Raw genomic sequence first — 22,200 nt, 5'->3', positions numbered from 1 at the left:
GTATCTCTACGGTCACTGAGGCGGGATATGATGCGGGCGGTGTGGATAAGCGGCAGAGCGTGGAGCGAGACGGGTGAGTCGACAGTCACAACAGGATGAGCACTGGCTGGGAGGCTATCGGCGGCTGGCCGTGGTGATCCTGTTGCTGATCATAGTGGCGACCCTGGCCCGGAGCTATCTTGTCCATCGGGAGGAGGCGCTGGCCGTCAGCCTGACCCTGCTGGGGGAGCAGTTTGCCGAGCGAGCCCAGCGCCTGCACGGACTCTGGCTGGAGCAGCGACGTCCGGCCCTGTTGCACGTCGACGGGGTGGCCTGGCAGTTTGATGCGCGGGGTTGGCCGCTGGGTAGCGGTGACCCGCTGACGTCCTCCGAGCATTGCCGCTGGCTGTGGGATCGGCTCATCGGCGCTACGGCCTCAACCCAGCCGCCGGTGCAGGCCCTGGCAAGCCAGGATGGCACCGGATGTGAGTTCGGCTTGGAACCTAATTGGCTGATTTATCACTTTTCTGACGGCAGAGTGCTGGAAAAGCCCTGAATGAGGCTTTTTTTTGCGACCCAGCTAAATGATTTTTTTGTATCTACATGAAATAATGTGGGTTATTACGGAGGGTTCATGACAACAACGCGACTGGTTCCAAAATATGCCGGTGTGGCGAGCCCCCATCGGGCAGCGGGTTTCTCGTTGATCGAACTGGTGATCGTCATCGTCATCCTGGGGATCCTGGCGGTGACGGCCTTGCCCCGTTTTCTCGATGTGACCGACGAGGCCAAGAAGGCCAGCGTGGAGGGGGTCTCCGGCGGGTTTGCTACTGGCGTATCGCTGGTTCGGGCCCAGTGGGAGGCCGAAGGGCGTGCCAAGCAGGACAGCCTCAATACCGTGCTCTATGACGGCTCCCGCTTCTACCTGACCACGCCGACCGATACCCAGGTCAGCAATGGCGAGCTGTCGCCCGGCTATCCCATGGATACTTCGGCGGGCGGTGGCATCGACGTGGATCCGACCAACCTGACGGCCCCGCGCTGTCTCAAGATTTGGGAGGGTCTGCTGCAGAACCCGCCCAAGGCTACCACCAGCTTCAGCGAGGTGCGTGGTAGTGGCAATGACCTGAAATACTATGTCAGTGTGACCAATAACGGCCTGGACTCGGTCTGCCGCTACTATCTGGTCAATAGTTTGAGTAAGGGTAGTGATGGCAAGTATCAGGATCCGCAAGGCAGTACTGATGCATTCATGAGTTTCAGTTACCGTCCGGCTTCCGGTCAGGTGACCACCAACATTAATTGACAGAGGAAAACAAGATGAAAAAACAGGCGGGTTTTACCCTGATCGAACTGGTCATCGTGATCATCATTCTGGGTATCCTGGCAGTGACCGCAGCACCCAAGTTCCTGAATCTGCAGGATGATGCCAGAACGTCCACCTTGAAAGGTGTTGCTGGTTCCTTGAACTCTGCTGGTGCCATGGTTTACAGCAAGTCAGTTCTCAAAGGGAAAGACAAAGAAAGCACTGCTTACGACCTGGATCTGGGCAATGGAAAAACAGTTTCTACGCTGTTTGGCTACCCGGTTGCGACCTCTGCTGCGCTGTCAACTGTTGTTGAGTTGAATAGTACTGAATGGGCGTTTTCCGCACCGACTGGTTCTAGTCCTGCCGCCATCAAAATTTTCCCGAATGGCGTATCTACCACTTCTACCACTTGCTTCGTGACTTACACCGAGGCAACGTCGACTTCAGTACCGACAGCGGTGACCACTGACTGCAATTAATACAATGTTCGGATGAGCAGAGAGAGGTTCTCTCTGCTCATTTTTGATGGGTAAAAATGGTATGCGATCTATTTCAATGAGCAGACTTGGCTTTACCCTGATTGAACTGGTTATCGTGATCCTGTTGCTCGGGATTCTGGCCGCCTTTGCCGTGCCCAAATGGCTGGGCAAAGGCGGCGTTGAAACCCAAACCCTGCGTGATGAGCTGCTGACCCGGCTGCGGTTGGTGCAGACAATCAACATGCATGAACCCGCCGACCGCTGTACCCAGCTGGTGGTGGAGGCTTCCCGTTTTGCCCATATCACGCTGGCGGCGACCGGGGCTGGCTGTCCGGCCCCCGGCCTCATGGCCGGCTGGAGCGACAATCAACGCACCCGTGGCCGTCTTGTCACTCCTTCCGCCGGTATGGCGGTCTCCCTCAATAACGCCAGCAGTTTCGTGCTGCGCTTCGATCAGATGGGCAGGCCGCTCGGGGGTTGTGCCACGGGCTGCACCCTGCGGGTCAGCGATGGCCAGGAGACGGGCGGCATCAAGATAGAGTCGGAGGGCTTCATTCATGAGAGCCCCTGATCGCGGTTTTACCCTGATTGAGCTCATCGTCGGCATAGTGCTGCTGGCGGTGGCCTTGACCGGCATCCTGGGTCTGCTCGTCAACCAGGCCCCCAGCGCGGTGGATCCGGTGCAGCAGGTGCGGGCGGCTCAGCTGGCCCAGCGGCTGGCCGGCGAGATCCAGCAAAAGTCGTTCGACGAGCAGTCGGATCACAATGGCGGTCGTTATCGCTGTGGTGAAGTGGTGGCCGGTGTCACCATTGCCGCCTGCTCGACCCGCTACGGTCCGGATGGTGAACCCACCCCCTATGCGTTCAACGACGTGGACGATTTCGATACCGCCGGCAACTGGCAGGATGCCAGCTTCTACACCCAGAGCGGCGGCATCATCGCCAGCGACGAGTATCGCAACTATCAGGTCAGGATTGCGGTAAGCCCGGTCGACTTCAGCGATGGCACCTTCAAGAGTTGTGCGTCCCCCTGTTCGGTGGGCAAGCGCATCGATCTGCAGATCAAACTGCCGGATGAGAGCGTGCTCGACTTCTCTTTCTATCGGGGCAACTACTGATGCGGACGGCGGGCGGTTTTACCCTGATCGAGCTGGTGATGGTGATCCTGCTGCTGGGGATCATGGCCACCTTCGCCAGCCAGTTCATCGGCATCGGCAGCCAGATCTACGGGGATGCCAGCAGCCGCGAGCAGCTGATGAGTGATGCCCGCTTCGCCATGGAGCGGCTCAACCGCGAAGTACGCAATGCGCTGCCGGGTTCCGAGCGCATCGAGACCCTGGACGGCAGCTGGAGCGACAGCGGTCCCTGCCTGCGCTTCTGGCCCATCAGTACCTCCAGCCGTTACATCGCCCTCAACCGGAATGTGTCCGGCAGCACAACCACCCTCGAATTGGTGATGGCCACCCCTGCCTCGGCCGTCGATCCCTTTAGCCCGGATGCCAGTGCAGTCGCGGTGGGGGATCTGCTGGCCGTCTTCCCGCTGCCCGATGCCAACCAGCCTGCGCTCAGCAATGGTTGCGAGTACGGGCGCTGCGTCGCCAGGGTCACCGAAGTGCTGGCTCCGGTCTCGGGGGCACAGACCCTGCGCTACGCAGCGACCGAGAGTCTGGCCGGCCTCTCCCCTGGCAGCCGGGTCTACTTTGCCCGCGAACAGGTACGCTATTGTGTGCAGGCGGGGTCCATGTACCGCGCCAGCATGGCGCTGAATGGTACAAGCGCGGCCATGCCGCTGGGGATCCTGATGGCCGACTCCCTGCGGGCCGGCTCTTTCTATCGGGAGGCCACGGCCTTCAACAGCGAAGGGGAGTTCGGCGTGCGGTTGGTGTTCGAGCGCAAGGGGGAAGCGGTCACCTTCAACCACAAGCTGGGGGTGTTCAATGTTCCCTGAGCGGCGCCAGAGCAAGAAGATGGGGGGCAGTGCCCTGATGATCGCCCTGTTCGTGATCGTGGTGATGGCCATGCTGGCGGCGGTCATGGGGCGTTTTCTGCTCGACAGCAGCGAGAAGAACACGGTGGAGGTGCGCAGCGTGCGCGCCCTGCTGGCGGCCCAGAGCGGGCTGGAGGTGGCGCTCTATCGACTGTTCCCCAACCGGACGGCGGCCCAGCCCCAGCCACCGGCACAGTGCGAGCCCAGCAGGACGATCAGTTTCGCCGGCACCCCCGGGCTGGTCGACTGTCAGGCGGTGGTGCAGTGCCGCACCCTGGCGACCAGCTTCAACAACGTGACGAGCACCGGCTATCGGCTCGAGAGTGTCGGCACCTGCGGTTTGCGCAATGACCTGACCAGTGCCAGTCCAGACTTCAGGGTGAGCCGTACCCTGATGGTCGAAGCGTATGACGGAGGCTGATGATGAAATGGTTGTGGGCGCTGGCCCTCTTCACTAGCCAGGTCTGGGCCTTCGATCCCATCGATACCGGCACCTTTTTTCCGGCCGTGGTGCAGGGTCATCATGACGACAACAACGATGTTTGCCACCAGATCAGCGGCTATCAGCTGAGCCAGCTCAACAACGCCAAGATCAACGGTACCGGCGGGTTGCCGCTCAACTTCTGCTCCATCCAGCCGGATCAGAACAATACTCCCCGTTGCGATAACGGAGCGGGAGGCTACAAGGTCTGCGCCGTCACCGGCAGCGATATCCGCGGCCTTGCGCTGACAGGCAACAACAAGTTCCCGACCATAGCTGCCAGCAATGACCTGACTTGCTCATCAGGCGCTCAAACTGCCTCCAACGCTGCCTATCGCACCATGAAAGTGGACGGCTGCACCATGACCTTCCCCAGTCGCAGCTCGTATCAGATCAAGACCCTGACTCTGCTTAACAAGGCGACTCTGATACTGGGGGACGGTGACTATTTCATCGACAAGTTGAATATCGACAACGTGACCATTCGCCTCTCCGGTAGCGGCACAACCCGGATCTTTGTCAATCAGGACGTCACTCTGCTCAATACGGTCAGCGTCAACAGCAATGGTCAGGGGAGCCTTGTCTGGGTTAGCTACGGCAACATGGTGCTCGATAACGCCACCACATTTTATGGCTATCTCTACACCGACGGCCGCTTGACCATGAACAACAATGCCACCGTCTATGGCAGGGTAACGGCCGGTTACCTGAGCATGGATGCCCAGTCCAGCATCAACGACTACTCGGTGCCGCCGCCGTTGACCTGCTTTACCGACGGTTTCGACAGCGGCCAGATCAACCCGGACAGCTGGGTGGTGGCCCAGCGCAACAACAGTACCCTGCCATCGGTACAGAATGGCCGCCTGCGACTCACCCAGAACGTCACCGATCAGGCCACCTCGGCGACCTTCCAGCGCCTCTTTCCGGGGGCCGGCAACCTGGTGACGATCGAATTCGATCAATACGCCTATAAGACCTTCGGCACGAGCGGGGCCGATGGCATGGCGGTGGTGCTCTCCGATTCGACCCTAACGCCGCAGCCGGGGGCCTTCGGCGGCCCGCTGGGCTATGGCTACAAGCCCGACCTCAGCGGCTTTGCCGGCGGCTGGCTCGGGGTCGGGCTCGATGAGTACGGCAACTATGCCAACGAGGGGGGAAGTGCCAACCTGGGGTCGCGGCCGCAGGCGGTCTCCATCCGCGGCTCTGGGTCGGGCACCTCAGGCTACAACTATCTCGCCGGTACCGGCAGCTACCTGAGCCCGACCGTCGACAGCGGCACCAACGGCAACCGGCCCCACCGCTATCGCATCACGGTCGACTCCCGGGTGGCTGGCAGCTCGCTGGCCACGGTGGAGCGGGATACCGGGGCTGGCTACAGCTCCCTGATCGGCCCCCTCAACATGGCGAGCCAAGCCGGTCAGGCGGCGGTGCCGGCCAATTTCCTGCTGTCGCTGACCGGCTCAACCGGCTCGGTCACCAACTACCACGAGATAGACAACGTACGGATCTGCGCCCTGCGATCCAGCCCGGTAGGTACCCAGATCGATCACTTCGAGTTCGATCACAGCGGCAATGCGCTGACCTGCAACCCGGAAACCCTCACCATCCGGGCCTGTGCCAACCCGGATTGCAGCGTGCTGATCACCGATCCGGTCAGCGCGACCCTGCTCCCCACCACGACGACCAGCGGCGGCTGGGTCGGGGGCAACGTAGTCAACTTCAGCGGCGGCAGCACAACATTGCAGCTCAGAAACACGACGGCAGGCGCGGTCACCGTGGGGGTCAGCGGTTCGACGCCCTCGACCAAGCCGCTCAGCACCACCCTCTGCCGCTCGGGTGGCGGGGCGCTGAGCAGCTCCGCCTGCACCCTCACCTTTGCCGACAGCGGCTTCATCTTCGATGTGCCCGACACCTACTCGAACCAGCCGCAGACGGTGGCCATCAAGGCGGTCAAGAAGAGCGACGTGACCAAGCAGTGCGTACCGGGGTTTGCCAACCAGAGCAAGAGCATCAAGTTCTGGAGCAGCTATGTCTCGCCTGCCAGCAACATCTACAACAGCAGAATGAGCGTCAACAACAGCGTGATCGGCACCAGCCAGGGCAATGCCACTGCGCTCTCCCTCAGCTTCGATGCCCAGGGGCAGTCGAGCATGACGGTCACCTATCCGGATGCCGGCAAGGTTCAGCTGGATGCCCGCTACGACGGCACCGGCAGTGAAGCTGGCCTGGTGATGCTGGGCTCGGATGCGTTTGTGGCGCGGCCGGTGGGGCTCTGCATCACGACCGCTGCGGCAGCATGTACGGGCAACTATGCCAGCTGCCCGATCTTCAAGAAGGCGGGGGAGTCATTTCAGGTCGACATCAAGGCGGTGGCCTGGGAGTCAGCCAACGACGGCGACATCTGCACCGGCAATCTCGCGACCCCCAATTTCTCGCTCAGCGGCATCGCCCTGAGCAATACCCTGGTGGCGCCGACGCCGGGCAAAACCGCCAGCCTGGGTAAAACCAGCTATGACCATGGCGCCGCGGCCAACGGGACGACCAGCATGGAACAGAGCGTCAGCGAGGTGGGGGTGTTCAGGCTGACGGCGACCCCGCCGACCAATGGCTACTTCAATACCACGGTCCCGCCGAGCCAGAGCCAGCCGGTGGGCCGCTTCATCCCGGCCGACTTCGAGCTGGTGAGCGGCGACATAGTACCGGCCTGCGATCCCTTCACATATATGGGGCAGCCCTTCGGGGTTGCGCTGGATGTGCGCGCCCGCAACCTGGCCGGTGCCCAGACGGCGAATTACACGGGGGATTTCGCCAAGGGCAGTGCGTTTATCACTGTGGCCAACGACAAGGATGGCAAGACCTTGTCGAGCCGCCTGCGCAGCCTGCAGCCGCTGCCATGGCTCGATGGACGAGCCGCCTTTACCGGCAGCAGCGAGTTCGTTCGCGTGTCTGACGTCCAGCCGGATGGCCCCTACAAGTCGCTGCTGTTTGGCCTCTACATGCGGGACAACGATGGCGACAGAAGCCTGATCGCCATGCCCAATTTCAACGATGGGGTGGTGGGTGACTGCGGTGGTGGCAGTTGCAACGCCCGCCTGATCGACACAGTGCCGATGCAGGTCTATTTCGGCCGGCTGCTGGCGAAGACCGAGACCGGGGTGGCATCGGCCGCCTTGGCCGTGGCGCAGCAGATGCAGTATTACGAGGCCGGTGGCTGGCAGCAAAACAGGCTGGATCAATGCACCCTGCTGTCGCTGGCCAATCAGGGCTTCAGCTTCTCGGGCGCAGGCCAGAGCCTCGATTCTGCCAGCAGCGAGCTCAACATAGGGGGCAATCGCAAGATAAAGCTGGGGCTGGGCAGTTCGCCGCCGGGCGGCATGGCGGCGGTGGCCAAAGATGGCGAAATCCTGCTGCAGTTTGGCAAACCCGAGATGGCGGTGCGCATTCCCTACCGGGTGGAGCTAGCGAAACAGCCGACACAACCACTCTGGCTGTCGGATCCCCAGACCCTGCAGGGAGAGGCCATTTTCGGCTCAAGTCGCGGTAATGACAGAATTATTTATCGGCGCGAAGTGATGCATTGAGCGGGGCTGCGGGGGCGCTGGCTGGCCGCCGACCCCCTATCCCCTTGTTTATTAGCGTTTGCCGGCTTGTGCGGGTGAGTGATGACTCGCATTTTTGTCGCGCCCGATGGGCTGGCGACAGTTTGAGCGCTTGCCGATTGGGGTGGGCATTGGTAAAGTTAGCCGGTTTTCTGCACCTCCAAATTCTTAGGATTTCCCGTAGCCATGTTCAAAAAGCTCAGAGGCGTCTTTTCCAACGATCTGTCGATCGACTTGGGAACTGCCAACACCCTGATCTATGTAAAAGATCAAGGGATCGTCCTTAACGAACCCTCAGTTGTCGCCATTCGCCAAGAGCGCGGGAACGCCAAATCGGTCGCTGCTGTCGGTCATGCCGCCAAGCAGATGCTGGGTCGTACCCCGGGTAACATCTCCGCCATTCGCCCGATGAAAGACGGCGTGATCGCCGACTTCTACGTGACCGAGAAGATGCTGCAGCACTTCATCAAGCAGGTTCACGACAACAACTATTTCCGCCCCAGCCCGCGTGTGCTGGTGTGCGTACCGTGCGGCTCCACCCAGGTGGAACGTCGCGCCATCAAGGAATCCGCTCTGGGCGCCGGCGCCCGCGAGGTTTACCTGATCGATGAACCCATGGCTGCCGCCATCGGTGCCGGCCTGCCGGTCTCCGAAGCGACCGGCTCCATGGTGGTGGACATCGGTGGTGGTACCACCGAAGTGGCCATCATCTCCCTGAACGGTGTGGTTTACTCCCAGTCCGTCCGCATCGGCGGCGACAAGTTCGACGAAGCCATCATCAGCTACGTGCGCCGCAACTACGGCAGCCTGATCGGGGAAGCCACCGCCGAGCGCATCAAGCACGAGATCGGCTCCGCCTATCCGGGCGAAGAGGTGCGCGAGATCGAAGTCCGTGGTCGCAACCTGGCCGAAGGTGTGCCGCGCAGCTTCACCCTGAATTCCAACGAGATCCTGGAAGCGCTGCAAGAGCCGCTGTCCGGCATCGTCTCCGCCGTGATGGTAGCGCTGGAGCAGTCTCCGCCCGAGCTGGCTTCCGACATCTCCGAGCGCGGCATGGTGCTGACCGGTGGTGGTGCCCTGCTCAAAGATATCGACCGTCTGCTGATGGAAGAGACCGGCATCCCTGTGGTGGTGGCCGAAGATCCGCTGACTTGCGTGGCCCGTGGCGGCGGCAAGGCGCTGGAGCTGATCGATATGCACGGTGGCGATCTGTTCCACTACGAATAAGACCCAAAGCCGGCCAGCGTGCCGGCTCTTTTTTGACGACCCATGAAACCCATTTTTGGTAGAGGCCCTTCGCTTCAGTTACGGTTGTTTCTCGCCGTCATCATCTCCATTGCTGCCATCGTAGCGGACTCTCGCTTCGGTGTGTTCAGCCACGTCCGCGTCTACCTCAGCTCACTCGTCAGCCCGCTGCAATACATGGCCAATGCGCCAGGCACCCTGCTTGACACCATGTCGACCCAGGTGCAGACCCGGGCCGGCCTCATCGAGCAGACCAAGCAGCAGGAACAACAGCTGTTCACCCTGCGCTCGCGCCTGCTCAAGATGGATCATCTGGAGCACGAGAACCAGCGTCTGCGCGAGCTGCTCGGTTCGCCGGTGCACAAGGAGTCCCGCAAGATGGTGGCTGAGCTGCTGTCGGTGGATTCCGACCCCTTCAGCCATCAGGTGCTGATCAACAAGGGGGCGCTGGACGGTGTCTACAACGGCCAGCCGGTGATCAACGATCAGGGGGTGATAGGTCAGGTGCTGCACGTGGGCTCCACCACCAGCCGCGTCCTGCTCATCACCGACTCCAGCCACGGCATCCCGGTGCGGGTGCTGCGCAACGACTTGCGTGCCATTGCCTCCGGCAGCGGCGAGCTCGACAAGCTGGAGCTGCGCAACCTGCCGCGCAATACCGACGTGCAGGTCGGCGATCTGCTGGTCACCTCGGGCCTCGGCGGCCGCTTCCCGGAAGGGTATCCGGTGGCGACCGTGACCCGCTCCGACTACGTGGAGGGCAAGCCCTTCGCCCAGGTCGAGGCCAAACCGCTGGTGGCGCTGGACCGCCTGCGTTACCTGCTGCTGCTGTGGACCGACAAGAAACCGGAAGTGCATGACGATGAAGAGGCCCCGGCTACCGCGCCGGCGCCTTCTGCTGCGGGAGCGACGCGCTGATGTTACAACCCGCCAGCGGCAGGATCTGGATCTGGATCTCGATCCTGCTGGCCTTGAGCCTGTCGATCCTGCCGCTTCCTTTCCAACTCGAACCCTTCCGGCCTGACTGGCTCGCCATGGTGCTCATCTACTGGGCACTGGCGTTGCCGCACCGGACCAACGTCGGTACCGCCTGGGTGGCGGGCCTGCTGCTGGACGTGCTGCTTGGCAGCACCCTCGGCGTGCGGGCCATGGCGATGGCCATCACCACCTATCTGGCGGCGTTCCAGTTCCAGAAGATCCGCAACTTTTCCCTCTGGCAACAGGCGCTGATCATCGGCTGCCTCTCGCTGGTGGGCAAGGTGACCATCTTCTGGGCCGAGCACCTGTTCAGCCGGGCCAGCCTCAATTTCGCCTACTTCTGGTCGACCCTGAGCACCATGCTAATATGGCCCTGGGTTTTCCTGGTCTTGCGCAAGGTGCGCCGGCGCTTCAATATCAAGTGAATGTGAGTAAAAACAACTAATTGTAACCGTACCTCATCTCATCAAGCGATTATGAACAAGCACAACGAACTGCAACTCTATCTCGCCTCGGGCTCACCCCGCCGCCACGAACTGCTGACTCAGCTGGGTTACCGTTTCGAAGTCCTCAAGCTGGATGTGCCGGAACAGCGGGAAGAGGGTGAAAAGCCCCAGGATTACGTGTGTCGGCTGGCCCGCGACAAGGCGATGGCCGGCGTGGCCGCCGCGCCCACGGCGCTGCCGGTATTGGGGGCCGACACCATAGTGGTGCTGGGTGACAGGGTGCTGGAGAAGCCCTCCGATCTGCTCGATGCCAAAGACATGCTGGAAGCGCTCTCCGGCAAGGTGCATCAGGTAATGACGGCGGTGGCGCTGGCCACCCCGGAGCGCTGCGACGTGCGACTGGTCACCACCAACGTGGCCTTTCGCAAGCTGGACGAGGCCGAGATCGAGGCTTACTGGCGTACCGGCGAGCCCTGCGACAAGGCCGGCGCCTATGCTATCCAGGGCATCGCCGGCAAGTTCGTCAGCCGCATCGAGGGGAGCTACAGCGCCGTGGTCGGCCTGCCCCTGCTGGAAACGGATCTGCTGATCAAGCATCATCTGGAACAGGTCCGCTAATCCCGTCGCCGCCGTGGTCAGCGCCGCCCGCCTCACTGGCCGGCATGGCATTCGAACAGGGCGGCCAGAATTTGAAGCCATCACAGGCAAGGCATAGGTCGGTGACAACCGCCGGCTGTTTCTTACTGCGTTACTCACCGGTTGCGCGCCGGTTTGGCTGCCAGAATTTAAAACTAGAAAGGCAAGGTAACTTATGTCGGTAGAACTGCTGGTAAACGTCACCCCCTCCGAAACCCGGGTCGCCCTGGTCGAGAACGGTCTGCTGCAGGAAGTGCACGTGGAGCGTCAGGCCAAGCGCGGCATCGTCGGCAACATCTACAAGGGCAAGATCAGCCGGGTGTTGCCCGGCATGCAGGCGGCCTTCGTCGACATCGGCATGGACAAGGCGGCCTTCCTGCACGCCTCCGACATCGTGCCCCACACCGAGTGCGTGGCGGTGAAGGAGAAGGAGCAGTTCCAGGCCGGCAACATCGCCGAGCTGGTGCGCCAGGGGCAGGACATCATGGTGCAGGTGGTGAAAGATCCGCTAGGCACCAAGGGGGCCCGCCTCACCACCGACATCACCCTGCCGTCCCGCTATCTGGTGTTCATGCCGGGCAGCGCTCACGTGGGTGTCTCCCAGCGCATCGAGTCCGAGGCGGAGCGCGAGCGCCTCAAGCGTACCGTGGCCGGCTATGTGGACGAGCTGGGCGGTTACATCATCCGCACCGCCGCCGAAGGGGTGGGTGAGCAGGAGCTGGAGCAGGATGCCGCCTTCTTGAAGCGCCTGTGGCGCAAGATCCTGGAGCGCAAGCAGAAGTATCCCCCCTGCAAGATCCTCTACGAGGATCCCAGCCTGGCCTTTCGGGTGGTGCGCGACTTCGTCGGCGCCGAGCTCGACAAGATCCGGGTCGACTCGCGCCAGAGCTTCGATCAGCTCAAGCGCTTCACCGAGGAGTACGTGCCTGAGCTGGCCGGCAAGCTGGAGTACTACTCCGGCGAATCCCCCATCTTCGATCTCTACGACGTGGAGAACGAGATCCAGCGCGCGCTGGAGCGCAAGGTAGAGCTCAAATCCGGCGGCTACCTCATCATCGACCAGACCGAAGCCATGACCACGGTGGACATCAACACCGGGGCCTTCGTCGGCCACCGCAATCTGGAAGAGACCATCTTCAACACCAACGTCGAGGCGACGGCGGCCATCGCCCGCCACCTGCGCCTGCGCAACCTCGGCGGCATCATCATCATCGACTTCATCGACATGCAGTCCGAGGATCATCGCCGCCGGGTGCTGCACAGCCTGGAGCTGGCGCTGTCCAAGGATCGAGCCAAGACCAACGTCAACGGCTTCTCCCAGCTCGGCCTGGTGGAGATGACCCGCAAGCGTACCCGCGAGAGCCTGGAGCATGTGCTCTGCTCCGAGTGCCCCGAGTGCAAGGGGCGCGGCCGGGTCAAGACGGTGGAGTCGGTCTGTTTCGAGATCCTGCGGGAGATCATCCGGGTCAACCGCGCCTACGACGCGGATCAGTTCACCGTCTACGCCGCCCCGGCGGTGGCCGACTATCTGCGGGGCGAGGAGTCCCACAGCCTGGCCGAACTGGAAGTGTTCATCGGCAAGCAGGTCAGGGTGGTGAGCGAGCCGCTCTGCGGGCAGGAGCAGTTCGACGTGGTGATGATGTAATTGGTCTATCGCTGGCTGAGTCGGGGCTGGTTGGCCCTCGGGGTCTTCTTCGTGCTGCTGGCCATCCTGGTCAGTCTGGTACGCGTTGGCGGCCCCCTGCTCAATCAGCACAGACAGGCGCTGCTCGATACCCTGCTGGCCGACAGCAAGCTGGAGGCCAGCGTCGATCGCATCGGGCTGGACTGGACCCAGCGCGGCCCGGCCCTCGAGCTGCAGCAGCTGGTGATCGCGCCGAACTCGGGTCGCTTCGCCCTGCGCCTTGGCAAGGTGTGGGCCCACCTCGACTTCTGGCGCTCCCTCAACGAACTCAAGCCGGTATTTGGTCAGCTGATCCTGAGCGATGGCGACATAGCGCTGGATTTAAGTCAGCCCGCGGAGCCGGAAACCGGTGACGGCAGCGACCAGCAGCAGGCCCTGCTGCGTTTTCTGCTGACCCAGCTCTCCACCTTCGATATTCACGACACCCGCCTCAGCCTCACCACGGCGCTGGGGGAGGTGCGGGCCCTCGACATCGCCCAGCTGCGCTGGCAGAACCGCGGCAAACGCCATCAGGGGGTCGGCAAGGCCTATCTCATCAATGGGGTGGGCGAGAGCACTCTCGATCTCATCGTCGACGTGGATGCCCCCCAGGTACGGCTCGATCGGCTCAAGGGCCAGCTCTATCTGGGGGCCCGCCAGCTCGATATCAGCCCAATGCTGGCGCGCACCCATGCCGGGGAGCCCAAGGTGAGTGGCCAGCTCGACTTCCAGCTCTGGAGCGAGTTCAAGGCCGGTCAGCTGGGGGACTCGCTGCTGGCGTTTGGCGACAACTACCTGATCTGGCAGGATGAAAAAAAACAGGGTGACCTGCACCGGCTCGGGCTGCAGGGGGGCAAGATCCAGCTGCGCCGGGACGGCAAGGAGTGGCAGTTTGCCAGCCACGACGTCACCTTCAAGCTCGACGGCAAGCCCTGGCTGCACAGCCGGCTGCAGCTCGAGCGAGTCGGCGATCGCATCCAGGGCTATGTGCCGGCCATCGATCTGGACCAGATCGCCAACCTGAGCCAGCTGGTGTCGGGGATTTATCCTGAACTGACCGAGACCCTCAAACGCACCCGCCCGACCGGCAAGATTGAGGATCTGATCCTGCAGGCGGATGCCGGCTGGCAGGGGCTCTCCGTCAGCGGCCAGTTCTCCCACATCAGGGTCAACGCCTGGCACGACGTGCCCGGCGTGCGCGACCTCAACGGCGAGTTCTGGCTCACTCCGACCGGCGGCAGCGCCAGGCTGCAACTGGCAAACGATGCCATAGACCCGGCCCGCCACTTCAAGGAACCGATCCCAGTCGATCGTTTCTCGGCGCGGCTCGACTGGTGGCAGGTGCCGCAGGGCTGGGTGCTCTATGGCCAGGATCTGGTGCTGGACAACCCGGATTTGAGCCTCGCAAGCCGCTTTCGGCTCGAGCTGTTCGAACACCCCTTCCTTGCCCTGACCGGCCGCATCGACGTCAAGAATGCGGCCAACGCCGATCGCTACTATCCGCTGCAGGTGATGGACAAGAGTCTGGTGGACTACCTGAGCGGGGCCATCAAGGGGGGCAAGGCCAAGGGGGCTGACCTGCTCTGGTATGGCGAGTTCCGCGACTTCCCCTATAGCAAGGGCGAGGGCATCTTCCAGGTGGCGGTGCCACTCAAGCAGGCCTCCTATGAATTCTTCCCCGGTTGGCAACCGCTCACCGACCTGCAGATCGATCTGCTGTTCCAGAACGCCAGCCTCGACATGAACAGCCGCGCCACCCGGCTCGGCAAGGCCAGCTCCGACTCGGTGCACGCCTGGATCCCGGATCTCTACCCGGGGGCCCACCTCTACGTGGATGCCAAGGTTGAGGGCGAGGGCAAGGCCATCAGCGACTATCTGCAGGACTCGCCGCTCGGCGGCTCGGTCGGTCAGGCGCTGCGGGAGGTGGAGATCCGCGGCCCCATGAAGGGCTCGGTCAAGCTGGATATTCCGCTGGATGGCGAGAGCGAGGTCAAGGCCAGCGGCGATGCCCTGTTCAGCAACAACAAGGTGCGGATCACCAGCCTGGATCTGCCGCTGGAGCAGGTGCAGGGGCGGCTCGAGTATGACAACGAGCAGACCCGTTTCAGCAACCTCAAGGCGAGCCTGTGGAACCAGCCGCTTACCCTCGACTACCAGGGCCGCCAGCAGCCCAATCGCTATCAGGTCGATCTCAAGTTCAAGGGGCAGTGGGACAGCCGCCGCCAGCGCCAGGACATCCCGGCGCTGGCCATCCTCAAGGGGCGCAGCAACTGGGCCGGCAGCCTGGGGCTGACCCTGCCAAGCGATCAGCCGTTCAGCTTCCAGCTGGCGCTGGACTCCAACCTGCAGGGGATGGGGCTGGATCTGCCCGCGCCGCTCGCCAAGGCAGCCGACAGCCGGCTGCCGCTCAAGGTGACCGCCCGCGGCCGCGACGGCAGTGCCGACATCCGCGCCGTGCTGGGGGCCGACGTCGACATGCAGAGCCGGCTGGTGTACGGCGACGGCGTGCCCTACCTCAGCCGGGTGCGGGTGGACGTGGGTCAGCCCGGTGCCCGGGTGCTGCGCGACCGGCCCATGCTGCTCGCCATCAACCAGCAGCAGGCCGACGTGGCCGGCTGGCTGGCCCGTCTCAAGCAGTGGCTGCCGGCCAGCACGGCGCCGAGCGGCAATGCGGTGGTAGGGCCCGCCTTCTTGCCGCAGGAGTGGTGGGTAGACGGCCAGCTGGCCCGCGCCGACATCGGCAGCGCCAACCTCAAGGCGGTGCACTTCACAGTGGGGCCGGTCAATCAGGCCACCGAGGTGATGATCGACAGCCCGGACGTGATGGGGGTGGTGCGTCTGCCGGTCTCCGATCGCCAGCCCATCGATGCCAAGTTCGCCCGTATCTACTGGTCCGGCAAGAGTTCGGATCTGAGCCCGGATCCCGATGCCAGACAGGACAAGGCCATCATGGATGCCATCCCCTGGCTCACCTTCAGCTGCGTGGATTGCCGCTTCGGTGAATTGCCGCTGGGGGAGGTGAAGGGGGAGCTGATCCCGGGGGCCGACAAGCTGAGCCTCAAGGGGCTGGAGATGCGGCTGGCGGGCAGCCAGCTGAACGGCAGCGCCGAGTGGCTGGCCGGGGCGGACGGCATGCAGACCCGTGCCCGCGCCCACATCAGCAGCAACAACAGCGAGCTGTTGCTCAAGCGGCTCGGCTACACCTCGCCCATCGGCGATGCACCCGGCAAGATGGCGCTGGACTTGAGCTGGCGCGACGTGCCCTACCGGCCGAACCTGCCGACCCTGGCCGGCAAGGTCGACTACCAGCTGGAAGGGGGCACCCTGCGCGAGGTCAACGACAAGGGGGCGCGATTGCTCTCCCTGCTCAGCCTTGACTCATTGCTGCGCAAGCTGCGCCTCGATTTTCGCGACGTGTTCGACAAGGGCTTCTACTTCGAGTCCATGTCGGCCTCCGCCAGGATCAAGCAGGGGGTGGTGGAGAACGACGACTTCTACATGAAGGGGGCGGCCGGCAACCTGCGCGGCGAGGGCATCGCCGACCTGGTGCGCTGGCGGCTCGACTACGAGCTGAGCTTCTCGCCGAACCTGGGCGGCACCCTGCCGGTGGTGGCGGCCTTCTCGCTGACCCCGATCACCGGGCTCTACGTGCTGGCCCTCTCCAAGCTGCTGGAGCCGGTGGTGGACGTGGTCACCCGCATCGATTTCCGGGTCTCCGGCCCGCTCGACGATCCCAAGCTGATCGAGGCGGGACGGGATCGGGCCCGCATCAAGCTCAACCAGCAGCAGAAGGAGGCGGTCGACGCGGTGGCCCCCAACCTGCCGACGCAGGAGGTGACCCCCTTCCTGCTGACCCCCAAACACGCGGGGCCCGCCCAGCGCTGAACGAGCGGCCCGGCACCATCACAAGGAGTGAGCCATGATCCGACATATCCTGCTGATCGCCTTCAAGCCGGGCACTCTGCCCGAACAGATAGACGCGGTGCGCGCGGCCTTTCTCGCCATCCCCCATCAGGTCAGCGGCGTGCTGGCGGTGGAGTGGGGGCGGGACGACAGCCCGGAGGGGCGGGCCGAGGGCTTCACCCACAGCGTGCTGATGACCTTTGCCGACGAGGCGGCCCGCCAGCGCTATCTGCCCCACCCGGATCACGATGCCCTCAAGGCCATCTTCCGCCCGGTGCTGGAGCGCATCATAGTGCTGGATTACACCCTGCAGGCTGGCGATGCGGTCAGCATCTGACACTAGCAACAACGACAAGGAGCACGTCATGTGGTTAGCCGCAATACAGCTGGTATCAGGCCGTCACTGGCAGGATAACCGGGAGCAGATCGCCGCCGAGCTGGCCCTGTTGCCCAGGGAGCGGCCGCTGCTGGTGCTGCTGCCGGAGAACTTCGCCCTGTTTGGCGAGCGGCAGGGCTATCTGGACGGGGCCGAGACCATAGGTTCAGATCTGGGCGGAGCAGCGCCGATCCAGCAGCAACTGGCCGAGTGGGCCCGTGATTATGGCATCTGGCTGGTGGCGGGAGCCATGCCGACCACCATCGCCGGTTCCGACCATATCCACACCAGTACCCTGGTGTTCGATCCCAGCGGCGAGCGCAAGGGCCACTACCACAAGATCCACCTGTTCGACGTGGACGTGGCGGACAATCACGGCCGCTATCGGGAGTCGGAGACCTTCAGCCCCGGCGAGGAGCCTGTGCTGGTGGACTCCCCGTTTGGTCCCCTCGGCCTCTCTATCTGTTATGATCTGCGCTTTCCCGAGCTGTACCGCCGGCTGGCCCGCGCCGGCGCCCGCGTGCTGCTGGTGCCTGCCGCCTTCACCGCCGTGACCGGCGAGGCGCATTGGGAGCCGCTGCTGCGGGCCCGCGCCATCGAGAACCAGTGCTACGTGGTGGCCGCCAATCAGGGCGGCACCCACGAGACGGGGCGCCAGACCTGGGGCCACAGCATGGTGATCGACCCCTGGGGCCGGGTGCTGGCCAGCCTGGACAGCGGGCGCGGCACCGTGCTGGCGCCGCTGGATACTGGGCTTATGGACGAACTGCAACGCACCATGCCGGTGTTGGGCCATGCCCGTCTGCTATGAACATGTGCAGGTTCGATTCGCCCTGTGGCGGGGGATCGGACGCTTGCAAACCCGATGGTGGGTTGGACGTCCACTGACGTTTCACCAAGTGAACCCAGGGTTGGGGATTTAACCGTTACGACATCTCGCATCGAGAGTGGAGAGAAAGATTGAGTCTATTGAGCCAGGTTAGTGCCTCCCTGTTGGCCCCGAACGATCTCGACGAAGGGCGCCTGCAGCAGTTGCTCGGCAGCCTGATGAGCCATCAGGTGGAGTTCGGCGACCTCTATTTCCAGCGCAGCTGGCACGAGTCCTGGATGCTGGAGGACGGCATCGTCAAGGATGGCAGTTACAACATCGATCAGGGGGTCGGGGTGCGCGCGGTCAGCGGCGAGAAGACCGGCTTCGCCTACTCGGACGAGCTGAGCCTGCTGGCGCTGCAACAGTCGGTGACCGCCGCCCGTGGCATCGCGGCTGCCGGTGCGCAGGGCCAGGTGAAGGCGTGGGCTCGCACCGAAGCAAACCTGCTCTACCCGGCGCTGGATCCGCTGCAGACCCTCGACAAGCAGCAGAAGATCGCCCTGCTGGAGCAGATGGACAAGTTCGCCAGAAGCCTGGATCCCGCCATCAATCAGGTGATGGCCTCCATCAGCGGTGTCTATGAAGAGGTGCTGGTGGCCGCCACCGATGGCACCCTGGCCGCCGACGTGCGCCCGCTGGTGCGCCTCTCGGTGACCGTCATCGCCGAAAAGGGCGAGCGTCGCGAACGCGGCAGTGCCGGTGGCGGTGGCCGCTTCGGCTACGACTATTTCCTCGAACTGGACGGGCTGGAGAGCCGGGCGTTTGGCTATGTGCGCGAGGCGGTGCGCCAGGCGCTGGTCAACCTCGATGCCATCGATGCGCCGGCCGGCACCATGCCGGTGGTGCTCGGTGCCGGCTGGCCCGGCGTGCTGCTGCACGAGGCGGTGGGCCACGGTCTGGAGGGGGATTTCAACCGCAAGGGCTCCTCTGCCTTTGCCGGCCGCATCGGTGAGCAGGTGGCCTCCAAACACTGCACCATAGTCGATGACGGCACCCTGCCGGGTCGGCGCGGCTCCGTCTCCATCGACGACGAGGGGACACCGGGCGGCTACAACGTGCTGATCGAGAACGGCATTCTCAAGGGCTATCTGCAGGACAAGCAGAACGCCCGTCTAATGGGCGTGCCGCTCACCGGCAACGGCCGGCGCGAATCCTACGCCGCCCTGCCGATGCCGCGCATGACCAACACCTACATGCTGGCGGGTCAGTACGATCCGGCCGAGATCATCGCCTCGGTGAAGAAGGGCATTTACGCCCCCAACTTCGGCGGCGGTCAGGTGGATATCACCTCCGGCAAGTTCGTCTTCTCCGCCTCCGAGGCCTACCTCATCGAGGATGGCAAGATCACCGCGCCCATCAAGGGGGCGACCCTGATCGGCAACGGCCCCGAGGCGATGAGCCAGGTTTCCATGGTGGGCAAGGATCTCGCGCTGGATCGCGGGGTCGGGGTCTGCGGCAAGGAGGGACAGAGCGTGCCGGTCGGTGTCGGCCAGCCCACCCTCAAGCTGGATCTGCTCACCGTGGGCGGCACCCAGTAAGGGCAGTGAGCGGTACTCCCGTGATCGCCAAACCCCCGGCCAGGTGCCGGGGTTTTGCTATCCGGGATCATGGGAAACAAAAAGCCCCGGCAAGGGCCGGGGCTGCAGATACGGGGCTCGGTCAGTTGACTGAAATGGCGCGGGCGTCGATGAAGAAGCGCGCATTGCCTTGTTGGTCGACCCTGATCTGGGCAACCAGACGATCGCTCTGTTTGTACTCCCACCGGCTCTTGATCCGGGTCAGCGCGGGGCTGGCGGCACCGACCACGTTCAGATATTCATGAAACAGGCTGTAGCTTCCAATCTCGGTCAGCATCTTTTCCATTTGCACATCTCCTGAAGTGAGTGGGTGTCCATCCACAAACCTACCAAGCACACTCTGAATCGAATCTGTATAAAAAACAAACTAACTCATTTGTGTGTCAGCAACATGATCAGGCGCAAGATCAGCGCCGATTTTTGCGCATTTATGACACCGTTTTCAGTCAGGGCTGGCGCGGATCCTGCAGTTGATCAAGGGTGCCGGATACGTGTGGCAACGTGGGTGCCGCTTGTACCGCCGGCGCACTGTGGAACACCGGATCCTGGGCTACCTCCTTGATGCCGTTGATGCAGAACTGCATACCCATGCAGACCAGCAAGAAGCCCATGATCCGGGTCATGGCGTCGATGCCGGTGGCGCCCAGGATCTTGCAGACCGGATCCGCCAGCTTGAGCACGCCCCAGCTGAGCAGGCTCATCAGGGCGAAGGCGGTGACCATGGCGGCATAGATGGTGAAGCGGTTGTATTCGTCCGGCAGTTCGGCGATCTGGGCCGCGCCGCTGATCACCAGCGCCATGGTACCCGGCCCGCACATGCTGGGCATGGTGAGCGGCACGAAGGCGATGCTCTGGTTGATGTCGACCCCGTCCGCCTGGCTGGGGGCCGGGAACAGCATGCGAAAGCCGATGAAGGCGATGATGAGACCGCCGGCCAGGCGCAGGCCAGGAATGGAGATCCCGAACAGATCCAGGATGGAGGAGCCGATGAAGAAGCTGACGCAGAGGGTGCAGAACAGATAGATGGCGGCCAGGTTGATCTGGCGGCGCACGTGTTCGCGCGACATCCCCTTGCTCAGCCCCAGCAGCAGGGTGGCCGTGGTGGGTGGGTTGACCATGGGCAGCAGCGCCAGCAAGGCGAGAAATACGACCTGAAAGAACATCATGAACCTCGAATGACTGGGGGGCGGAGTAGTCCCGGGCCGTCGAGGGGCCCGAGAGGGAGGCTATCTTATGTCGGCCGACCTGAACACAGGCGGTATGAAAAAAGCCCCGCACTGGGCGGGGCTCGGGAGGGTTCAGGCGGCCTGCGGCGCGCTCTGGCGCTGACTGCGCTGCTGCAGCCAGAGCCACAGGCCGATGGCAAAGCCGAGCACCGACAGGCTTACCACGTAGTGGGAGGGGGCCAGCATGTCGCTCTTCATCCACAGGGTCACCAGCATGGGGGTGAGGCCGCCGAAGATGGCGTAGGCCACGTTGTAGGAGAACGACAGCCCGGAGAAGCGCACCACCGCCGGGAAGGCGTTGACCATGACATAGGGCACGGCGCCGACGATCCCTACCGCAAAACCGGCCAGGATATAGAGCGGCACCAGCTGGCTGGTGTCACTCGCCAGCCCGTGATAGAAGGCGTAGCTGGCGCCGGCCAGCAGCAATGAGCCCAGCATGAAGGTGGGGCCGCTGCCGAGGGCGTCGATCAGCCGGCCATAGACGATGCAGCCGAAGGTGAGCGCCAGAATGGCCAGCGAGTTGGCGGTCAGCGCATCGGCCGGGCTGATGCCGTGCACCTTCTGCAGGTAGGTGGGGGTCATCAGGATCACCACCACTATGCCGGCGGAGAGCAGCCAGGTGAGCAGCATGGAGACCACGACGCTGCCCTTGTGGCTGCGCAGCACCGTCTTGAGCGGCAGCTCTTCCGCCAGCGCCTTGTTGGCCTGCATCTCGGCAAAGACCGGGGTCTCGTGCAGCCAGCGGCGCAGGTACATGGCGACGATGCCGAACACCCCGCCAAGCACGAAGGCCAGACGCCAGCCCCAGTCGCTCACCTCGCTCGGGCTCATGCCGCGGTTGATGGCGGTGGCCACCAGGGAGCCGAGCAGGATGCCGGCCGTCAATCCCGCGGTGAGGGTGCCGCAGGCGACCCCGATCCGGCGGGCGGGTACGTGCTCCGCGACGAACACCCAGGCGCCGGGCACTTCACCCCCGATGGCGGCCCCTTGCAGGATCCGCAGCAGCAGCAACAGCAGGGGGGCGGCGATGCCGAGCACGGCGTAGGTGGGCAGCAGGCCGATCAGCAGGGTGGGCAGCGCCATCATGATGATGCTCAGGGTGAACATCCGCTTGCGGCCGATGAGATCGCCAAAGTGAGCCATGATGATGCCGCCCAGCGGGCGGGCCAGATAGCCGGCGGCGAAGATGCCAAAGGTCTGGAACTGGCGCAGCCACTCGGGAATGTCGGCGGGGAAGAAGAGCTCGCCGATCACCACGGCGAAGAAGACGAAGATGATGAAGTCGTAAAATTCGAGGGCACCGCCCAGCGCCGCCAGGCTCAGGGTCTTGTAGTCCTGTCGGTTGAGGGGACGGCTGTGGTCGTAAGCTTGCGTGACTGTCGTCATATCCTTATGTTTCCCATCGTCTTTTTAGTTATTGTTCCCCATCCTTGCAGGGGACA

The 22,200-nt window shown here is 63.3% G+C and carries 20 protein-coding genes; 17 read left to right on the top strand and 3 right to left on the bottom strand.

Annotated features, from left to right (window positions below):
• Positions 1-73 precede the first annotated feature (73 nt).
• The 17 genes from ACB031_RS17835 to tldD all read left to right on the top strand — a co-directional run bounded on the left by ACB031_RS17835 (position 74) and on the right by tldD (position 19,490).
• Positions 74-535 (top strand): hypothetical protein, encoded by a 462-nt coding sequence (locus ACB031_RS17835; protein ID WP_324039802.1) that lies wholly within the window; start codon positions 74-76, stop codon positions 533-535.
• A gap of 78 nt (positions 536-613) precedes the next feature.
• A complete protein-coding gene (gene mshB, locus ACB031_RS17830) occupies positions 614-1,285 on the top strand; it encodes an MSHA fimbrial major subunit MshB (RefSeq protein ID WP_017783175.1) in 672 nt (223 codons plus the stop codon).
• Between the two features lie 14 nt (positions 1,286-1,299).
• Positions 1,300-1,767: a prepilin-type N-terminal cleavage/methylation domain-containing protein gene (locus tag ACB031_RS17825; protein WP_005308091.1), complete on the top strand. Its 468-nt coding sequence runs from the start codon at positions 1,300-1,302 to the stop codon at positions 1,765-1,767.
• A 76-nt stretch (positions 1,768-1,843) separates the two neighbouring features.
• On the top strand, positions 1,844-2,338 hold the full coding sequence (locus ACB031_RS17820; RefSeq protein ID WP_025202354.1) for a type II secretion system protein: 495 nt from the start codon (positions 1,844-1,846) through the stop codon (positions 2,336-2,338).
• Positions 2,325-2,885: a prepilin-type N-terminal cleavage/methylation domain-containing protein gene (locus tag ACB031_RS17815; RefSeq protein ID WP_005308094.1), complete on the top strand. Its 561-nt coding sequence runs from the start codon at positions 2,325-2,327 to the stop codon at positions 2,883-2,885. The genes ACB031_RS17820 and ACB031_RS17815 overlap by 14 nt, the downstream gene beginning before the upstream one ends.
• Positions 2,885-3,715 (top strand): PilW family protein, encoded by an 831-nt coding sequence (locus ACB031_RS17810; protein WP_268037891.1) that lies wholly within the window; start codon positions 2,885-2,887, stop codon positions 3,713-3,715. The genes ACB031_RS17815 and ACB031_RS17810 overlap by 1 nt, the downstream gene beginning before the upstream one ends.
• Positions 3,705-4,175 (top strand): MSHA biogenesis protein MshP, encoded by a 471-nt coding sequence (locus ACB031_RS17805; RefSeq protein WP_371140003.1) that lies wholly within the window; start codon positions 3,705-3,707, stop codon positions 4,173-4,175. Before ACB031_RS17810 ends, ACB031_RS17805 begins: the two co-directional genes overlap by 11 nt.
• On the top strand, positions 4,175-7,816 hold the full coding sequence (locus tag ACB031_RS17800; protein ID WP_371140002.1) for a DUF6701 domain-containing protein: 3,642 nt from the start codon (positions 4,175-4,177) through the stop codon (positions 7,814-7,816). The genes ACB031_RS17805 and ACB031_RS17800 overlap by 1 nt, the downstream gene beginning before the upstream one ends.
• Before the next feature lie 204 nt (positions 7,817-8,020).
• Complete coding sequence (locus tag ACB031_RS17795) at positions 8,021-9,061, top strand: rod shape-determining protein (RefSeq protein WP_005308111.1); 1,041 nt, start codon at positions 8,021-8,023, stop codon at positions 9,059-9,061.
• A 42-nt stretch (positions 9,062-9,103) separates the two neighbouring features.
• Positions 9,104-9,997 carry a rod shape-determining protein MreC gene (gene mreC / locus ACB031_RS17790; RefSeq protein ID WP_005308113.1) on the top strand — a complete coding sequence of 298 codons (894 nt, stop codon included), beginning with the start codon at positions 9,104-9,106 and terminating at the stop codon, positions 9,995-9,997.
• Positions 9,997-10,482, top strand: coding sequence for a rod shape-determining protein MreD (gene mreD, locus ACB031_RS17785; RefSeq protein WP_005308115.1), 486 nt, complete (start codon positions 9,997-9,999; stop codon positions 10,480-10,482). The genes mreC and mreD overlap by 1 nt, the downstream gene beginning before the upstream one ends.
• Positions 10,483-10,533: 51 nt before the next feature.
• Positions 10,534-11,121, top strand: a complete 588-nt coding sequence (locus ACB031_RS17780; RefSeq protein WP_010635366.1) for a nucleoside triphosphate pyrophosphatase — start codon at positions 10,534-10,536, stop codon at positions 11,119-11,121.
• Positions 11,122-11,314: 193 nt separating this feature from the next.
• Complete coding sequence (gene rng / locus ACB031_RS17775) at positions 11,315-12,784, top strand: ribonuclease G (RefSeq protein ID WP_371140001.1); 1,470 nt, start codon at positions 11,315-11,317, stop codon at positions 12,782-12,784.
• Entirely contained in the window at positions 12,785-16,687 is a 3,903-nt protein-coding gene (locus tag ACB031_RS17770) for a YhdP family protein (RefSeq protein ID WP_371140000.1), read from the top strand.
• A 34-nt stretch (positions 16,688-16,721) separates the two neighbouring features.
• The gene (locus ACB031_RS17765) at positions 16,722-17,042 is read left to right on the top strand and encodes a Dabb family protein (protein ID WP_005308123.1); all 321 of its coding nucleotides are present in this window, start codon (positions 16,722-16,724) and stop codon (positions 17,040-17,042) included.
• 28 nt (positions 17,043-17,070) lie between these two features.
• On the top strand, positions 17,071-17,892 hold the full coding sequence (locus ACB031_RS17760) for a carbon-nitrogen hydrolase family protein (RefSeq protein WP_371139999.1): 822 nt from the start codon (positions 17,071-17,073) through the stop codon (positions 17,890-17,892).
• A gap of 149 nt (positions 17,893-18,041) precedes the next feature.
• Entirely contained in the window at positions 18,042-19,490 is a 1,449-nt protein-coding gene (tldD, locus tag ACB031_RS17755) for a metalloprotease TldD (RefSeq protein WP_371139998.1), read from the top strand.
• Between the two features lie 121 nt (positions 19,491-19,611).
• Here tldD and ACB031_RS17750 read toward each other — a convergent pair whose 3' ends face one another.
• The 3 genes from ACB031_RS17750 to ACB031_RS17740 all read right to left on the bottom strand — a co-directional run bounded on the left by ACB031_RS17750 (position 19,612) and on the right by ACB031_RS17740 (position 22,144).
• Positions 19,612-19,815 carry a hypothetical protein gene (locus ACB031_RS17750; RefSeq protein ID WP_005308127.1) on the bottom strand — a complete coding sequence of 68 codons (204 nt, stop codon included), beginning with the start codon at positions 19,813-19,815 and terminating at the stop codon, positions 19,612-19,614.
• A gap of 160 nt (positions 19,816-19,975) precedes the next feature.
• Positions 19,976-20,692, bottom strand: a complete 717-nt coding sequence (locus tag ACB031_RS17745; RefSeq protein ID WP_371140019.1) for a MarC family NAAT transporter — start codon at positions 20,690-20,692, stop codon at positions 19,976-19,978.
• A gap of 135 nt (positions 20,693-20,827) precedes the next feature.
• A complete protein-coding gene (locus tag ACB031_RS17740) occupies positions 20,828-22,144 on the bottom strand; it encodes an MFS transporter (RefSeq protein ID WP_017778512.1) in 1,317 nt (438 codons plus the stop codon).
• Positions 22,145-22,200 lie beyond the last annotated feature (56 nt).

It is taken from the genome of Aeromonas sp. S8(2024) (assembly GCF_041403085.1).
GTDB classification, from domain to species: domain Bacteria; phylum Pseudomonadota; class Gammaproteobacteria; order Enterobacterales; family Aeromonadaceae; genus Aeromonas; species Aeromonas dhakensis.
This window is presented reverse-complemented; position numbering and strand designations above follow the sequence as displayed.